The 16,135-nt window shown below is 67.9% G+C and carries 13 protein-coding genes and 2 pseudogenes; 7 read left to right on the forward strand and 8 right to left on the reverse strand.

Going from position 1 to position 16,135, the window contains the following annotated elements:
- Positions 1-116 precede the first annotated feature (116 nt).
- On the forward strand, positions 117-602 hold the full coding sequence (locus OHQ90_RS15420) for a winged helix-turn-helix transcriptional regulator (RefSeq protein ID WP_328411130.1): 486 nt from the start codon (positions 117-119) through the stop codon (positions 600-602).
- Positions 603-821: 219 nt separating this feature from the next.
- Here OHQ90_RS15420 and OHQ90_RS15425 read toward each other — a convergent pair whose 3' ends face one another.
- Positions 822-1,511, reverse strand: coding sequence for a nitroreductase (locus OHQ90_RS15425; RefSeq protein WP_328411132.1), 690 nt, complete (start codon positions 1,509-1,511; stop codon positions 822-824).
- A 149-nt stretch (positions 1,512-1,660) separates the two neighbouring features.
- On the opposite strand from OHQ90_RS15425, the gene OHQ90_RS15430 reads away from it, so the two are divergent.
- On the forward strand, positions 1,661-3,775 hold the full coding sequence (locus tag OHQ90_RS15430) for an Eco57I restriction-modification methylase domain-containing protein (RefSeq protein ID WP_328411134.1): 2,115 nt from the start codon (positions 1,661-1,663) through the stop codon (positions 3,773-3,775).
- Here the strand turns inward: OHQ90_RS15430 and OHQ90_RS15435 are convergent.
- From OHQ90_RS15435 to OHQ90_RS15450, 4 genes and pseudogenes are all read right to left on the reverse strand, one after another.
- A pseudogene (locus tag OHQ90_RS15435) lies at positions 3,743-4,216 on the reverse strand (TetR/AcrR family transcriptional regulator); the annotation flags it as partial. The gene OHQ90_RS15430 and the pseudogene OHQ90_RS15435 sit on opposite strands and share 33 nt — an antisense overlap.
- A 474-nt stretch (positions 4,217-4,690) precedes the next feature.
- On the reverse strand, positions 4,691-4,876 hold the full coding sequence (locus OHQ90_RS15440) for a hypothetical protein (RefSeq protein ID WP_328411136.1): 186 nt from the start codon (positions 4,874-4,876) through the stop codon (positions 4,691-4,693).
- A 165-nt stretch (positions 4,877-5,041) separates the two neighbouring features.
- Complete coding sequence (locus OHQ90_RS15445; protein WP_328411138.1) at positions 5,042-5,557, reverse strand: gamma carbonic anhydrase family protein; 516 nt, start codon at positions 5,555-5,557, stop codon at positions 5,042-5,044.
- Between the two features lie 241 nt (positions 5,558-5,798).
- Positions 5,799-6,791 carry a GlxA family transcriptional regulator gene (locus OHQ90_RS15450; RefSeq protein WP_328411140.1) on the reverse strand — a complete coding sequence of 331 codons (993 nt, stop codon included), beginning with the start codon at positions 6,789-6,791 and terminating at the stop codon, positions 5,799-5,801.
- Positions 6,792-6,862: 71 nt separating this feature from the next.
- Here OHQ90_RS15450 and OHQ90_RS15455 point away from each other — a divergent pair, with 71 nt between their 5' ends.
- Together OHQ90_RS15455 and ald are read left to right on the forward strand one after the other, a co-directional pair.
- On the forward strand, positions 6,863-7,630 hold the full coding sequence (locus OHQ90_RS15455; protein WP_328411142.1) for an MBL fold metallo-hydrolase: 768 nt from the start codon (positions 6,863-6,865) through the stop codon (positions 7,628-7,630).
- A gap of 378 nt (positions 7,631-8,008) precedes the next feature.
- The gene (gene ald, locus OHQ90_RS15460) at positions 8,009-9,124 is read left to right on the forward strand and encodes an alanine dehydrogenase (protein WP_328411144.1); all 1,116 of its coding nucleotides are present in this window, start codon (positions 8,009-8,011) and stop codon (positions 9,122-9,124) included.
- Between the two features lie 154 nt (positions 9,125-9,278).
- On the opposite strand, the gene sigJ is transcribed toward ald, so the two are convergent.
- A complete protein-coding gene (sigJ, locus tag OHQ90_RS15465; RefSeq protein WP_328411146.1) occupies positions 9,279-10,256 on the reverse strand; it encodes an RNA polymerase sigma factor SigJ in 978 nt (325 codons plus the stop codon).
- A gap of 470 nt (positions 10,257-10,726) precedes the next feature.
- Here sigJ and OHQ90_RS15470 point away from each other — a divergent pair, with 470 nt between their 5' ends.
- Positions 10,727-11,650, forward strand: a complete 924-nt coding sequence (locus OHQ90_RS15470) for a cobalamin biosynthesis protein (protein ID WP_328411148.1) — start codon at positions 10,727-10,729, stop codon at positions 11,648-11,650.
- Positions 11,651-11,874: 224 nt separating this feature from the next.
- Here OHQ90_RS15470 and OHQ90_RS15475 read toward each other — a convergent pair whose 3' ends face one another.
- Both OHQ90_RS15475 and OHQ90_RS15480 read right to left on the reverse strand, forming a co-directional pair.
- The gene (locus tag OHQ90_RS15475) at positions 11,875-12,729 is read right to left on the reverse strand and encodes an SURF1 family cytochrome oxidase biogenesis protein (RefSeq protein ID WP_442941469.1); all 855 of its coding nucleotides are present in this window, start codon (positions 12,727-12,729) and stop codon (positions 11,875-11,877) included.
- A 299-nt stretch (positions 12,730-13,028) separates the two neighbouring features.
- Positions 13,029-13,490, reverse strand: a pseudogene (locus OHQ90_RS15480) (low molecular weight protein-tyrosine-phosphatase); the annotation flags it as partial.
- 44 nt (positions 13,491-13,534) lie between these two features.
- On the opposite strand from OHQ90_RS15480, the gene cobC reads away from it, so the two are divergent.
- Complete coding sequence (gene cobC, locus OHQ90_RS15485; RefSeq protein ID WP_328411152.1) at positions 13,535-14,572, forward strand: Rv2231c family pyridoxal phosphate-dependent protein CobC; 1,038 nt, start codon at positions 13,535-13,537, stop codon at positions 14,570-14,572.
- A 431-nt stretch (positions 14,573-15,003) separates the two neighbouring features.
- On the forward strand, positions 15,004-16,128 hold the full coding sequence (locus OHQ90_RS15490) for a Nif3-like dinuclear metal center hexameric protein (RefSeq protein WP_328411154.1): 1,125 nt from the start codon (positions 15,004-15,006) through the stop codon (positions 16,126-16,128).
- Positions 16,129-16,135 lie beyond the last annotated feature (7 nt).

Raw genomic sequence — 16,135 nt, forward strand, 5'->3', positions numbered from 1 at the left:
AATGGGCTCCGGGATTTCCCGGAGCCCATTCTTTGTTGCTCGGCCCTGCTGCCGGACCGTCGACGGAAGCGGCGGATGCCGATCCGAAGGCCGGTTTCGCTGAGTAGCATCGGGGGGTGCGTTACGAGGAACTTGCCGAGGTGCCGTGTTCGATCACGCGCCCGCTGGTGATCTTCGGCGACCGCTGGACCCTGCTGATCCTGAAGTATTCGTTCTCGGGCGTCCGGCGGTTCAATGCCTTTCAGAGCACGCTCGGTATCTCCCGCAGTCGGTTGCAGGATCGGCTCGATCGGCTGATCGAGCACGGGATCCTGGTGAAACAGAAGGCGGCCGCGGGGGCTCATGAGGAGTACCGCCTCACACCGAAGGGGCACGACATCTATCCGATCCTCATGGCGATCCGGGATTGGGGCGACACCTATATGGCGCCCGACGGTCCGCCGGTGGAGTATCGGCATCGCGAGTGCACCGGCGAGGCGCATGTGAAGCTCGAATGCGATGCGTGCGGGAACGAACTCACCGCTCGCGACGTGACGCCATTGCCGGGGCCGGGCCTCGGGGTTACCGCAGCGTCGGCGGGGGCCCACAGCTCGGCTCGATAACTCGGGCTGCGTCCGTGTGCGCGAGCTTCTCATTGCTGGATTCGGATGCACACATTCCTGGTGCAGGAAATCAGTCGGCGTATCGCGACGCCGGTCTCAGGCTGCGCTCGGCGTTTCGCGACGCAGCTCAGGCCGCGCTCGGCGTATCGCATATTCGTCCCGTGACTCCACCGCCGACGAACCGGTGAACCCTGCGCGGCACCAGTGGCCGTTACCTTCTCAGTCCGCCCAGATCACAACGTGTTGGGGGTCTTCGCGCATCGTGCGGAAGGAGTTGATCGGGTGGTACTTGTCGGGATAGCCGAACGAGATGCCTGCGACTACTCGCCGACTATCCGGGATGCCGAAGTACTCGCGCAGGAACGGTGCGTAGGACGCGAGCGCGGCCTGCGGAGCGGCGCCGAGTCCGAGGCTGTGTGCACCGAGGAGGAAGTTGCCGATGTAGAGGCCGCAGTCGACGGCGCCGTAGACGCCGAGATCGGCCTCGGAGGTGATGATCGCGACGTGCGGTGCGTCGAAGAGTTCGAAGTTGCGCAGCGCCTGCCGCATCGTCGCCTCGTGGTCGCCCTTGGTGATCCCGGCACTGTCGTAGAGCTGCAGGCCACATTCGCGTCTGCGATCCCGATAGACCCCGGTGTACTGCGCGGGAAATGCGAAATCCGGCTCGGGCGTCGACTTTTCGATATGTGCGAGCAGTTCTTTGCGGAACCGATCGGTGCCGGCTCCCGCGGTCACCGCGACCTGCCATGGCTGGGTGTTGCACCACGAGGGGGTGCGCTGTGCCAGCCGCAGCAGCGACTCGATCGTCTCCCGTGCCACCGGTTGCGACTGGAACTGCCTACAGGTCCACCGGTCGTCGAGTATTCGGGACAGCACGGCGAACTGGTCGGGGTCATCGGTCGGCGCCATGGGCTTCGAACCTCACTTCATTCAGTCTCATTTTGAGACTGAACGCTAGCACTCGGAGTCTCGTTTCGGAACCGCTCTGTCGCATCGTTTCGGCGTGATGCGTCGCATTGCCCGCATTGCCGCGGGCTGGACCGGGCACAATCCCTGACATGGGTTCCGAGACCGCCGCCGCGCGGGATCGCAAACGGCACGGCAGGCACTACACCCCGCCTGCGCTGGCGCGATTTCTGGCGCAGCGGCTACTCGAACATATGCCGCCACCACGGAATTCTGCTGCACTCCGGGTGCTCGATCCGGCCTGCGGGGACGGCGAGCTGCTGCTGGCGCTACAACGGGAGGCCGCTATCCGGCTGCCGGAGGTGCGGGTGGAGTTGGTCGGCTACGACCTCGACAGCGAGGCGCTGACGGTGGCGCGCGAGCGGGCCTGCACCGCGGGGGTCGTTGTCGACTGGCATGTCGGCGACTTTCTCGCAGTGTCCGAGGACATTACGGATGCCTGCTTCGACGCCATCATCACCAACCCGCCGTATGTGCGCACCCAGCAGCTGGGCGGTGCGACAGCGCAGTTGCTGAGCAAGCAGTTCGGGTTGCGGGGCCGAATCGATCTCACCCATCCGTTCGTCGCGATCGCACCGCGCTTGCTGTGCTCGGGTGGGGTACTGGGATTGTTGTGCGCCAACCGCTTTCTCACCACCAAGGCCGGCGCGAACATTCGAGGATTGCTGCTGTCGGAGTTGGCTCCGATCGAGCTGTACGACCTCGGCGACACCAAGCTTTTCGAGGCCGCCGTGCTGCCCGCCGTCACGATCGCTACGCGCACTTCGCGCCGCGAAACCTGCCGCTATGTATCGGCCTATGAGGTCCCCGCATGCGAAACTGTTAGCGGCACAGAGCTATTCGAAGCATTGACCGAGGATCGGGGCCGTTTCGTCGCACATAACGGTCGGATCTTCGCGGTAGCAGTGGGCACGCTGGCGACCGGTGAGCTCGGCTCCGATGATCGGGGAGTTGTCGCCTCGTTATCGGTCGACACCGACGTGGAGGTGGGCGGTGCTCTCCGGACCGCTGCTGTTACTGGCGCTCGGACCGGTGCCGAGGACGGCGCCGGCAGTATCGGTGACGGCGGAGCCGTAGTCGGCGGCGGTGCGAATGGTGCCGGGAATTCGGTGCCGGGAGACTCGGATGTTGCTCGGGTGGTGGGGGTGTGCGGGGTCGACGGGCAATTCGTCAGTCGTGAGTCGCGTGGTTCTGGGCGGACCGCTGCGGCGGGGCGGGCATGGCGGATGTCGCGGCCGGGAGTGGACGACTGGTTGGGCCAGGTGGGGGTCGGGACCTGGCGGACATTCGGGGAGATAGCGCGGATTCGGGTGGGGATCAAGACGACGGCGGATCGGGTGTTCATTTCGGATCGGTGGGGGGAGGTGGAGCCGTGTCCGGAGTCGGAGTTGTTGTTCGACTTGATCACTCATCATGACCTCCGGCCGTGGCGGGTCTCCGGCGGTCGTGGCACTCGTGTGTTGTATCCCTATGACACGACGCGGTCGCGGCGCATCCCGGTCGACCTGAGCGAATTTCCCGGTGCCGCAGCGTATTTGCGGACCCATGAGGAAATATTGGCCGGTCGGAAATATGTGACGGACGGTGGGCGTGAGTGGTTCGAGATCTGGGTGCCGCAGCGCCCGCATTTGTGGCGGGTGCCGAAGGTGGTGTTTCCCGATATCAGCGAGCGGCCGCGGTTTGCTCTTGATCGGTCGGGGGCGGTGGTGAATGGGGATTGTTATTGGATGTCACTGGCGGACATCGGAATGCACGGTGATGCGGAGCAGCTGGCGTATCTGCTGATGGGTGTGGCGAATTCGGCGCTCGGCCTGCACTTCTACGATGCGGTATGCGGGAATCGACTGTACTCGGGTCGGCGGCGGTGGATTACCCAGTATGTGTCGCGGCTGCCGTTGCCGGACCCGGCGCGCTCGGGCGGGGTCGTCGAGTTGGTCACCGAATTCGTCGACGACGGGCGGGTACCCGATGCCGAGTCGGTGCGTGAGTTGAACGAGCGGGTGGCCGCGGCGTTCGGGCTGCGGTCAGGCTGTGGTGCGGACTCCGACCATCGGCAGCAGGATCCGGCGGGCGAAGTCACGTCCGGCCTCGACATCGTCGAGCGGAATGAGCCCGTCGGGGGTCAGGGCCAGCGAGAGGGCGAGCCGGGCCATGATCTCGGCGACCAGGTCGGCGTCGAAATCGTCGGAGCCGTCGTCGGTCCGTAGTTCCCGCAGCTTCACGGCGAGGTAGGTGCGGCCGACGGCAATGATCGGTGCGGCCTCCGTGGTGAGCCGCGGCAGGATGAGGTCGGGTTCGGTGCGCAGCAACCTGCGCAGCAGTTCGTTGCTGGCGATCGCGCTGATGAACGCGGCGAAGATCTCCACCAGTTGGTTGTCGCTGCCGGCGACGGTGCGCACCCGCTCATCGATCTCGGTGACGAAGCGCTGTGCCTCTCGCACGCTCACCGCTTCCACCAGTTCGTTCTTCGATTCGAAGCGGCGATAGAGGGTAGCTGGGCTGATGCCGGCGCGGCGGGCGATCTCGCCCATGCTGGTGCGCTTGATCCCGAAGTCCAGGAATGCCGACAGCGCGCTCTCCAGTAGCTTCTCGCCGTCCTTGACCGGGTTGTCAAGGATGCGCTGGAGCATGGGCGGGACGGTGGGCATCGGGTCTCCAGTCGATTCGGCGCGGGCGCCGAAGAATGCGCGGCGCCGCGACGGTGCGGATGATCGATGTTCATTATTTCACCGGGTTGCGGCGGATTGGCCGAGGATTCGCGAAAGCGTGAGTGAAACGCGTATGAATCATCTCACTGAGTCGTGATCGATGTTGCCGAAGGGCCGTCGGAGCTGTCCATCGAGCGGAGTGCACGCCACCGGGCACGCGGACGGCGCGGCCGGTGTCCGGCATCGCCGGCGGCGGGGGGGGGCGTGCGCACGACGCTGACTGCGCAGTCGGCGAAGATTCGCAATTGGCAGCCGGAAAGTCTTTGTCGGACTGTATGTCTCGCGGTGGCGGCGCTGCTTCAAATATTTGCTCGTGTCGCGAACCGTTGCCGGACCAGGTATTTCGGCCTCGAGCGCGAGACCGCAATGGAGATGATCACCGCCGCATCGGAACGACAAGGCGGGGATCGGACATCACTGGTGCGGTAGGTCCAGCGCCGCCATCTCTTGTTCGATCGCATTGGCCGCGAAATCGACGCCACTGGAACGTAATTCGTGAACTCGGCGTCGTAGCGCCTCGATTCCGCCCGGTTGGGCCGCGATGTCGGCCACGCTGAGCCGCCCCTTCGGCCGGTGCATACTCGTCTGTCCGTACGCCACCGCGATACCTCCTGCCTGCACGCTTCGCGCCCGCCGTCCCGATGGGATCGACTCTGCGCTACAAGCCGCACGTCGGCTGTGTCGGCAGCGGATCCCGGAACGCCGGGCACGCTGGCAAAATGTTATCAGCCATTCCTAGTGGACATTTGATGAGTGTGCGCTGTCTCACAGGATCTTCGCGTCGCGGTGATCGACCGTGTTGTGAAGGTACACAGCGGCACCGAGCCGCAGGCCATCCTGCTCGGCTGCGCTGAGTTCGCGGCGGACCTTGCCCGGCACGCCTGCCACCAGCGAGCCCGGCGGAATGTGGGCGCCCTCGGGAATGAGCGCGTTGGCGGCGATCAGGCAGCCCGCGCCGATCACCGCGCCATTGAGCACCGTCGCACCCATGCCGACCAGCACATCGTCGCCGATCGTGCAGCCGTGCAGAATCGCGTTGTGCCCCACCGAAACTCCCGTGCCCACTGTCAGTGGAAAACCGGGATCGGCATGCAGCACGCAGCCGTCCTGAATGTTGGTGCGGGCGCCGATGCTGATCGCCTCCAGGTCGGCACGCACCACCGCGCTGTACCAAACGCTCACCTCGGCCGCGAGCTGCACGCGCCCGATCACGGTCGCATTGGGTGCGATCCACGCACTGTCGTCGACCTCCGGCGCAAACTCGCCCACCTGAATCCTCATGCGGAAAACGTAGCTACGCCGCCGCGGCAGCTGCGCAGCGCCCCGAGTTCGCTGGGCCGGAGCGTGTGCGTCGACGATCCGCGTCGGGCTGTCGGTGCCGAATGTTCGCTCGGCTGGATTGCGGTCGCTCGCACGGTGGCTGCTCGAATGCCGTATTCGACGCGAGGGCGCGTGCGGGAAGCAATGAGAACCGAGGTAACCCACCTGTCGCGGGCAGGGCAAGCTGGGGCCGATGTGCCCGTCAGCCCGCACTGCGATCGAGACTCGCGCCGGTGCGCGGAATGTCCGCCGCGGCGGAGTGGAACATGGCGCGGTGGGCGGCGGGACTGGTGCCCAGGATGCGATGGAAGTGATGGCGCAGGCTGACGGCAGTGCCGAACCCGGCTTCGGCGGCGATGCGATCCATGGTGTCGGCGGTGGATTCCAGTAGCAGCCGAGCGCGGTCGGCGCGCTGGTGCAGCAGCCACTGCTGCGGGCTGCTTCCGGTACGGTCGCGGAAATGTCGGGTGAAGGTGCGCCGGGACATCAGCGCGACGGCAGCCCAGCCGTCCAGATCGATCGGATCGCCGAGATGTGTTCGGGCCCAGACCATTGCGTGTTCTATGGGATCGTCGTCGGCGGCATCGGGTACTGCAATCGGGATGTATTGGGCCTGTGAGCCACTGCGGTGCGGTGCGGTGACCAATGCTCTGGCCAGTTGGGCCGCTTCGCGGCTGCCGAAATCGGTGCGCACCAGGTGCAGGCAGCAGTCGAGCGCGGCGGCGACCCCAGCGGAGGTGACGAGGTCGCCGAGATCCGACCACAGTCGGTCGGCGCGCACCAGGACCGCGGGGTAGGCGCGGGCCAGATCGGCGGCAGCCGACCAGTGCGTGGTCACCTCGCGTCCATCGGCGAGGCCGCTTGCGGCCACCGCCCAGGAGCCGAGGCACAGGCCGACGATCCGCGCACCGCGTGCGTGCGCGCCGTGCAGTGCCGCGCGCAGGTCATCGGATATCGCGGCGCCGCGCGGCCAGCTGGGAATCACCACGGTGTCGGCCCGCTCCAAGACCTCGAGGCCGTGCTTGACGTCGATGTCGAATCCGGCCGGCGTGCTCAGAGCGCCTGGGCGCTCGGCACATACGTCGACTCGGTACGGTGCGCGGCCGTCCGCGCCGACGCGTCCGAATACCAGGGACGGTACCGAGAGATGGAACGGGCTGACGTTCTCGAAGGCCAGAACCGCGACAGAGTGCATGGCCCGATTTTAGCGGTAGATGGCGCTCGGGCCACTGGTTGCGAGGCAACGGATCGGCAAATATCGACGTCATGAGCGAAACGATCGAACGCACCACCCTCGAGGCCCTGCACATCGGCGGGCCGACCCTGCGCTTCCGGTACGCGGGTCTGACCTGGCTGACCGACCCCACCTTCGATGCGCCGGGTGACTACCAGGGCCCGATCACCCTGCACAAGCTCACCGGTCCCGCGGTGCCGCTCGAGCAGGTCGGATCCGTGGACGTGGTGCTGCTCTCGCATGACCAGCACGCCGACAACCTCGACAATTCCGGTCGCGAGTTCCTTGCCACCGTCGAGACCGTGCTGTCCACGCCGGATGCGGCCGGCCGCGTGAACGGCGTTCGAGGACTGGCGAACTGGGAGACCGTGACGGTCGGCGAAGTCCGGGTGACCGCGGTTCCCGCGCTGCACGGACCCGAGGGGTGCGAACCGTTCAGCGGTGTCGTCACCGGTTTCGTGCTGCAGGCCGAGGGCTTGCCGACGGTGTATGTCTCCGGTGACAACGCGTCGGTCGCTTTCGTCGAGCAGATCGTCCAGCGCATCGGTCGCATCGACATCGCCATCCTGAATGTGGGCGCCGCCAACGTCGGCCGTTTCGGCGACACCGACGTCACCCTCAATGCCCGCACCGCCCTCCAAGCCGCCGAACACCTCGGCGACGCGGCCATCATCCCGGTGCACGCCGAAGGGTGGGGCCACTTCACCGAATCCCTCGACCACCTCGCCCGTGTCTTCGCCTACGGCGGCCGCGCCGACCAACTCCACATCCCGCAGCCCGGCCGGATATTCACGGTTTGAACGCGGCCCTGTCCGAACACACGGCCTCGAGGCCACCACAGCTTTGATCGCAGGGTCGACTCTTCGTCGGAGCGTGGAGCGCGGCTCTGCTCACGTGGTGCCTCGAGGTTGCCGCAGTTCTGATTGCTGGGTCGGCTGTTCGTCCGAGCCCGGTCGGATGATCGCGATGTGAGCATCGCTGTGCCTTACGCGGCATCGGGGTAGCGGCCACCTCACCCAACTTGCACGTCCCGAACCGCAATAGCCTTCGGTAGCGGCACCTGGTTGCGGCAGAACGCGAGTGCGCACGAGGGTGCCGCTCGTGGAGGTCGGAGGTTCGCCGGGGTCGACCGCGCGGCGTTCGTGGCATCGGGAGGATGTGTGGTCCACGATGGCGGTATGAGGATCGGAGTACCGCGGGAGGTCAAGGAGCAGGAGTTTCGGGTGGCGCTGACGCCGGCGGGAGCCGGGGAGTTGGTGCGGCACGGACACGAGGTGTTGATCGAGGCAGGCGCGGGGGTGGGGTCGGGGTTCGCCGATTCCGACTATGCCGCGGCCGGGGTGCGGATGGTGCCCGACGCCGACCAGCTGTGGTGGGAGGCCGAGCTGGTGCTGAAGGTGAAGGAGCCGATCGCGCCGGAGTATGCACGGATGCGGCCGGAACAGGTGCTGTTCACCTACCTGCATCTGGCCGCGTCCCGCGAATGCACCGATGCGATTCTGCGCTCGGGCAGCACCGCCATCGCCTATGAGATGGTGCGTGCGGCCGACGGCTCGTTGCCACTGCTCGCGCCGATGAGCGAGGTCGCGGGGAAGCTCGGCCCTCAGGTCGGCGCGTATCACCTGATGGCGCCGCTCGGAGGCGCCGGGCTACTGCTCGGCGGCGTGCCGGGGGTGCGACCGGCGGACGTGGTGGTGCTCGGTGGGGGCGTCGCGGGAAGCAATTCGGCCGCGGTCGCCGCCGGTATGGGCGCGAAAGTGACTGTGCTCGATACCAATTTGGTCCGGCTACGCGAGCTGGACGCCCAATTCGACGGGCGCATAACCACTCTCGCATCGAACACGGTCGCGATTGCGCAGGCGGTGCTTGCGGCGGATCTGGTCATCGGCTCGGTGCTGGTGCCGGGCACGCGGACACCGAAATTGGTCTCCGACGAGCTGGTCGCGGGCATGCGCCCCGGCTCGGTGCTGGTGGACATCGCCATCGACCAGGGCGGCTGCTTCACCAGCTCCCGTCCGACCACACACGCGAATCCCACTTTCCGCGTGGCCGATTCGCTGTTCTACTGCGTGGCCAATATGCCGGGCGCGGTCCCGCACACCGCGACCGTCGCGCTCACCAACGCGACACTGCCCTACGTGCGCGCCATCGCCGACCACGGCTGGCCTCGAGCCTGCGCCGAACACCCCGACCTGGCGCGCGGCCTGACCGCCGACGCGGGACATCTGCTCTCGGCGGAAGTCGCTGCGGCACACGGATACCCGGTATTGAAGCCTGTGGGCTCGGCCGGCTGATCCGACCATGTGGACATCGCTGCCGCGCACAGAGACCCCGGCTCGTCGAGGCAGCAGGCGCGGCCTGGATGTCGACGAAACCGGTTGTGGGAAGCCGGTCTTCGGACAGGCGAACGGGCGGCTTCCCTGGCGGGAAACCGCCCGTTGGCGGCGGCTATTCGGTGCCGGCAGAACCGGCCTCGTCGGGGTTTTGACCGAGGTACCAGTCGGGGGCGCCGGTGGTCGGCAGGTCGTGCAGCTTATCCGGGTTGCGGACCACGTCGATGGCGACGATGCGGCCCGCGTCGACGGTGAACGCGAAGACGCCGGTGTGGGTGCCGTCGAAGACGACAAGGCCGGGCTGACCGTTGACCAGGACCGCACGGCCCCACGCGCCTGCCGCCGATGGTGCGTGGTACCAGCCGAGCAGCAGTTTCGCGACCAGCTCGGCGCCGTGCACCGGCTGCCGGATCGCGGGCACCTTGCCGCCGCCATCGGCGGTGAGGCTGACCTCGGAATCCAGCACGCCGAGCAAGGCGCTCAGGTCACCGGACCGCCACGCCACCGCGAACGCCGAGACCACCTTCTCCTGCTCGTCCGGCGACGCGGGAAAACGCGGCGTCCCGTCCTCGATGCGCTTGCGTGCGCGCGAGGCGAGCTGACGAACCGCCGCCGGCGTGCGCCCGACCACATCGGCGACCTCGGGGCCGGTCATACCGAACACATCCTGTAGGACGAACGCGGTGCGTTCGGCGGGGGACAGGGATTCGAGGACCACCAGCAGGGCCGTGGTGACCCGCTCGTCCTGGGTGATGCGGTCGGCGGGATCATCCCAGCTCGTCACCTCGGGCTCGGGAAGCCATTCGCCGACGTATTGCTCGCGGCGCACCCTGGCCGAGCCGAGGTAGTCCAACGCCAGCCGGCCGGTCACCGTGGTCAGCCAGGCCCGCAGGTTGTCGATCTCGCCCGCCTTGCCCGACTCGTGCTGGCGCTGCAGCCGCAGCCACGCCTCCTGCACCACGTCGTCGGCGTCGGTGAGGCTGCCGAGATTGCTGTAGGCGAGCCGGCGCAAATACGGCCGATGCTCCTCGAACTGCCTGGCCAACTCGGCCTGGTCGATGGGCTCGGATGCGGAGGGCTGATCGGAAGTCACTGGTCTCGCCGTTCGGTCGTGCGGCCCCTGTCGGGGCGAGTCTATGGGGGAGTCATCAGGATGACGACGCAGGGCAGCAGAGTGTGACACACGACGACACGCCGTGCGGACACGCGGGTTGCGCGGAGTGCGCTGCGGTGCGGTGGGCTCACCCCGCGGCCCCTGTTCGGTGGTCGCAACCGAGGATTGTGCGGTGTCCGAGGTGTGAGGGTGATCTGGCTGGGCGGGTCGTCCAGCGGCGGCGGCCCTGCGCAGAATCCTCTTTGTATCGCACTGTTCGGCAAGTAACCCACCCACGCAGCTGCGGTTGCCGGAGTCGAACGGGCCGTTGAATCGAGTGGGAATCCGGAGCGTTCGAACGGTTGGTACCGGCGGTGCCGGGTGTGGGTCGGGTGGGCTGTGCCATGCGGCGTGGTGCGGTTCGACGGTGTGGCCGTTGACGCGTGGCCGGTACCGGCTAACCTCGCCGGGTGCACACGGGGACCTCGACCGCTGCCGGGCTGCTGCTCGGGTTCGCGCTCGACCGCGCGTTCGGTGATCCGCGACGGTGGCATCCGGTGGCCGGGTTCGGTTCGGCGGCAAACGCGCTCGAAGCGGTGACCTATGCCGATCGGCGGTCGGCCGGAGTGCTGCACGAGGTGCTGGCGGTGGGTGCGATTGTCGCGGTCGGTGTCGGTGCTCGGCGGGGTGGGCTTGTTGCCACTGCGCTGGCCACGTGGACGGTGCTCGGCGGCCGCAGTCTGGCGCGGGCCGGAAGACAGATGGCCGACTGCCTCGAATCCGGCGATCTGCCCGCCGCACGGGCGTTGCTGCCCTCGCTGTGCGGGCGGGATCCCGAGGTGCTCGACGCGGACGGATTGGCCCGCGCCGCAGTGGAATCCATTGCCGAGAACACCTCCGATGCGACGGTGGCACCGCTGGTGTGGGGCGCGGTCGCCGGTGTGCCCGGCCTGCTCGGCTACCGCGCGATCAACACCCTCGACGCCATGATCGGCTACCGCAACGATCGCTACGAACGTTTCGGCTGGGCCGCCGCCCGGACCGACGACCTGGCAAACCTGCTGCCCGCCCGCCTCACCGGCCTGCTCACCGCGGCACTGTCCCCCGTGGTCGGTGGCCGCCCCGCCGCCGCACTGCGCGCCTGGCACCACGACGCCGCCAAACACCCCAGCCCCAACGCGGGCGTCGTCGAAGCATCGATGGCAGGCGCACTGGGCGTCCGCCTCGGCGGCCGCACCCAATACCGCTACGGCACCGAACTGCGTCCCATCCTCGGCGAAGGCCCACCCCCCGCGGTAGCGGACCTCCGCCGCGCCGTCCGGATGTCGGAAGCCGTCCAACTCGGCGCTGTCCTCACCACCGCCCTCTGGTCATTCCTGCGCCCTCCCCGCTGACCGATCTCCGCACCGGGCGGCACACGGTTTCCGCAACACACGGATGTTCCCCAGCACCATTTGGGTGCGCACCGCGACCGACTCCGAAGATTTTCCTGTGCTACCTGCTGGGCAATGTGCACAGCCAGTCACCACCGGCCCGGAATTGGGTGACGAACGGGATATGACGGAGGTGGCGCTCGGTGTTGGCCGCAGCGATGTCTCGTTCGTCGGGAGTCTGATGGTTAGCGGTTGCCGCCGTACCGGTCGGCCAGGCGTTGTTCCTTGGTGGGAGCTGTTGTGGGGGTGGGTGTTTCGGTGGGCGGTGCGGTGGTGGTGGCCTTTTCTTTGCGGCGTTCGCGGATTTCGGCGTAGACGAAGTAACCGAGGCCGAGGGGGGCCATGATGCCGAAGGCCAGCCATTGGAGGCCGTAGGAGAGGTATGGGCCCGCGTCGAGTTGGGGGAGAGGGGTGGGGGTGAAGGCGCCGGGCTGGTTCTCGTCGAGTTGGAGGTAGCCGCCCCGTTCGCCGGTGGGGATGGCGGTCAGGGGCTGCTGCAGGACGGTTGTTTCCTGGGTGGTGTCGATCGAGTAGACCTGGCGGTAGCCGTCTTGGACGGACGGGTCTTTGCCGGGGGTGACGCCCTCGGACATGCGCACCCTGGCCTCGATGTGTTGCGATCCGGCGGGTGGGTCGGGGATCTGGGGTGGGCGGGTGCCATCGACGGCGGCGACGAGGCCGCGGTCGACGAGCAGGATCCTGCCGCCGTCGAGCCGGAAGGTCGACAGCACAGCGTAGGCGGGGGCGCCGTCGAGGTGGCGCAGCCGGACCAACACCGTCGAATCGGGGAGATAGGTGCCTGTTGCGGTCACCCGTCGCCACTCGGCGGGTGAGTCGGTGTCCTTGCTGTCGAGGACAGCGGTGATGTCGATCGGTGCGGCATCCACCGAGTCGGCGATGAGCTGATTGCGATGCGACGTGGCGGTGTTCTTGCCCAGTTGCCACGGCGCGAGCACCGTGAAGCAGAGGTAGGCGAAAGCGGCCACCAGCACGGCGAGAATTAGCCAGCTGGGGCGTAGAAGGAACGTCAGTCTGCGGATCATGAGCGTCTGTCGGTGACCGGTTGCGCGGCGTATCGGACAGCGGTCGGCTCGACGGCGGCGCGGGCGTCGGCGTGCCGAAGGGTCGGCACAGGTGTGGCGTCGGGAGCCGGTTCGCGTGTGGGTTCTGGTTCGTCCACCGCGTTGCCGGTGTCTGGTGCCGGCTCGCGTGTGGTGTCCGGTTCGCCCGCAGCATTGCCGATGTCGGGTCCGGCATCGAGCGCCGGTTCATCGCTGGCGTCGAGCCCTGCTGTCGCCACTTCCGGTCCGTTGGCCGCGGTGCGGGTGTCGAGCGCCGTGCGGACCCAATCCAGCAGGCCGGGGATGGCCGCCTCGATCTGGTCGCGAACGAGTTCGAAGTCGGCCGTGCTGCCGTAGTACGGGTCGGGGACATTCGGACCGTCGGCGGCGGGGTCGAAGCTGCGCAGGAGTCTGCGTCGGTCGGAGGGCACGCCCAGGCGGGCGAGCTCGCGTTCGTGGCCGGTGTCGAGGGCGATCAGCAGGTCGGCGTCGCGGTGCTCGTCGCCGAAAACGGCCGCGACGTGACCGGTCGGGTAGCCGTGCCTGCGCAATGTCGCGGTGGTGCGCGGATCGGCGTCGTCGCCGACATGCCATGCGGTGGTGCCCGCGCTGCTGACCCGCACCTGGTCGGCAAGACCAGCGCGGTACAGATGCCCCGCGAACATCTTCTCCGCCATCGGCGATCGGCAGATGTTTCCGGTACAGACGAACGACACGTGCAGCTCAGCCACGACAGCCATTCTGGCCGGTGCTGCCTGCGGGCCGCCACGTAGGGTGTTTTCTTGTGCCCGAGGACAGCGTCGATCACGCGAAACTGCGCCACCACGGCGACGTGGACGCGCGCCCGGGCATGCTCGATTTCGCGGTGAACGTGCAGGGCAGCGCGCCGCCGGACTGGCTGCGCCGCCGGCTGGCCGCACGGCTGGACTCGCTGGGCCGCTATCCGAGCGCTGCCGAGGATCTCGCGGCAAGGTCGGCGGTGGCCCTGCGCCACGGTCGCCCGCCGGAGCAGGTGTTGTTGCTGGCGGGTGCGGCCGAGGGCTTCGCCATGCTGCCCCGGCTCGCGCCCGGACTTGCCGCGGTGATCCATCCCTCGTTCACCGAGCCCGAGCTGGCGTTGCGTGACGCGGGCGTTCCGGTCACCCGGGTCCTGCTCGAGCCGCCGTATCTGCTGAACCCGGCCTCGGTGCCCGAAGTGGCGGACCTGGTGGTCCTCGGCAATCCGACCAATCCGACCTCGGTGCTGCATCCCGCCGAAGTGATCCGCGCCTTGCACAGGCCCGGCCGGACCATTGTGGTCGACGAAGCCTTCGCCGACGCGGTGCCGGGAGAGACCGAATCGCTGGCGAGCTCCGCCGCATCCGATGTCCTCGTGCTGCGCAGCCTCACCAAGACCTGGGCGTTGGCGGGCCTGCGTTGTGGCTACTTCCTCGGCGCACCAGAACTGCTCGCCCGGCTGAATCACGGCCGCCCGCACTGGCCGCTCGGCACCCTGCAGCTCGAGGCCATCACCGCCACCGCCGCGCCGTTCGCGGTCGCCCAGGCACAAGACCGGGCCCGGGCACTCGTGGTCGAACGAGAATTGATGATCGAACGGCTGACAGCAGCGGGCATCGAGGTCCACACACCCGCCGCCGGGCCGTTTCTGCTGCTGCACGTCGCGGACGGCGAGTTGCTGCGAAAGCATCTGGCGGACCAGGGGATCGCAGTCCGCCGCGCCGACACTTTCCCCGGCCTCGGTCCCGACTATCTTCGTGTCGCAGTGCGTGGCACCGAAGAGGTGGGTCGGCTGATCGCCGGAATCCGCGCGGCGGGCTGGTGATGGCGGCCGAACCTGGTCACGAATTCTCGCCCGCCGCAGTGGATTGCGGCGCCAGAGGACGAGGGCGCACGAGCATGGTGGCGGGTTCGAGTGGCTGGGTTGCGGGCAGTGACCGGTCGGCGAGGTGCGGGGCTCGGGTAGCGAGATTCGATGGGGCAGGTGGCCGTCAGGTCGGTCCAACCGTCACATCGCGATCACCAGCTCGGAGCCCGGAGTCGCAGGTCTGGGTCGCGACCAGGCAGGGAGCATGCCGAGGCCGGAATCTCGGCGCCGGCGCGGCCACCTCTACTGCCGCCGAAGGATTGTGGCGGTCGGCGCAAACCATACGTGACAGTTGATCGAATAGGTGTGTGAGCCGCGGTCGGAAATCTTGCGGCCCGCTGTGCCTGGGCCGGGAGTGGTTGTGACACGAGCGAACTGGAGGAAGGCGGATGGTGACGACGCTGGCGGACGTGATCGGAGTACTCGATTCGGCGTATCCGCCGAAGCTGGCCGAGTCGTGGGACTCGGTCGGGTTGGTGTGTGGAGACCCTGCCGAGGAGGTGACCCGGGTGCTGTTCGCTGTCGACGCGACGGCCGCGGTTGTCGATGAGGCGATCGATTGGCGGGCACAGGCTTTGGTGGTGCACCATCCGTTGCTACTGCGTGGTGTGGACACCGTTGCCGCCGACACTCCGAAAGGTGCGTTACTGCATCGCCTGATCCGGTCCGGCTGTGCGTTGTTCAGTGCGCACACCAACGCCGACTCCGCCGATCCCGGTGTCTCCGATGCGCTGGCTTCGGCGATCGGCTTGACCGTCACCGGCCCACTGGACGCGAAACCGGACACCGCCGTGGACAACTGGGTGGTGCAGGTGCCGCGCTCGCATACCGATGCGGTGCTCGCAGCATTGTTCGCCGCAGGTGCGGGTGGCAACGACTCCTACCGGGACTGTGCGCTGCGGGTGCCGGGGATCGGCCAGTTCCGGCCGGTGGCGGGGGCGAATCCGGCGGTCGGTTCGCTCGGTGAGCTGCAGCAGGTCGAGGAGGACCGCGTCGAGGTGATCGCACCGCCCGCCGCCCGCGCCGCGATTCTTGCGGCACTGCGCGCCGCGCATCCTTATGAGGACCCCGCCTATCACGTCAGCGAGCGTGCGCCGCTGCCTTCCGGGCTCGGTATCGGCCGGGTCGGTATGCTGCCGGAGCCGGAATCGTTGCGCGCCTTCACCGCTCGGGTCGCCGCCGCTCTACCTGCCACTGTCTGGGGTGTCCGCGCCGCAGGCGACCCCGACCGCATGATCCACACGGTCGCCGTCTGCGGCGGCGCGGGCGACTCCTACCTGAACACCGCAGCACGCCTGGGCGTAGACGCCTACGTCACCTCCGACCTGCGCCACCACCCGGTCGACGAACACCTGCGCAGGGGCGGCCCCGCCCTCGTGGATGCGGCCCACTGGGCCACCGAATTCCCCTGGTGTGCGCAAGCTGAGGCGGTGGTGCGCGCCGCGTTGCCGGATCTCGAAACCCGGGTATCGACGATGCGTACCGACCCGTGGACGGTGTGCGCCACCGCCTGATGTCGTA

The sequence above is a fragment of the Nocardia sp. NBC_00403 genome (assembly GCF_036046055.1).
Taxonomy (GTDB): domain Bacteria; phylum Actinomycetota; class Actinomycetes; order Mycobacteriales; family Mycobacteriaceae; genus Nocardia.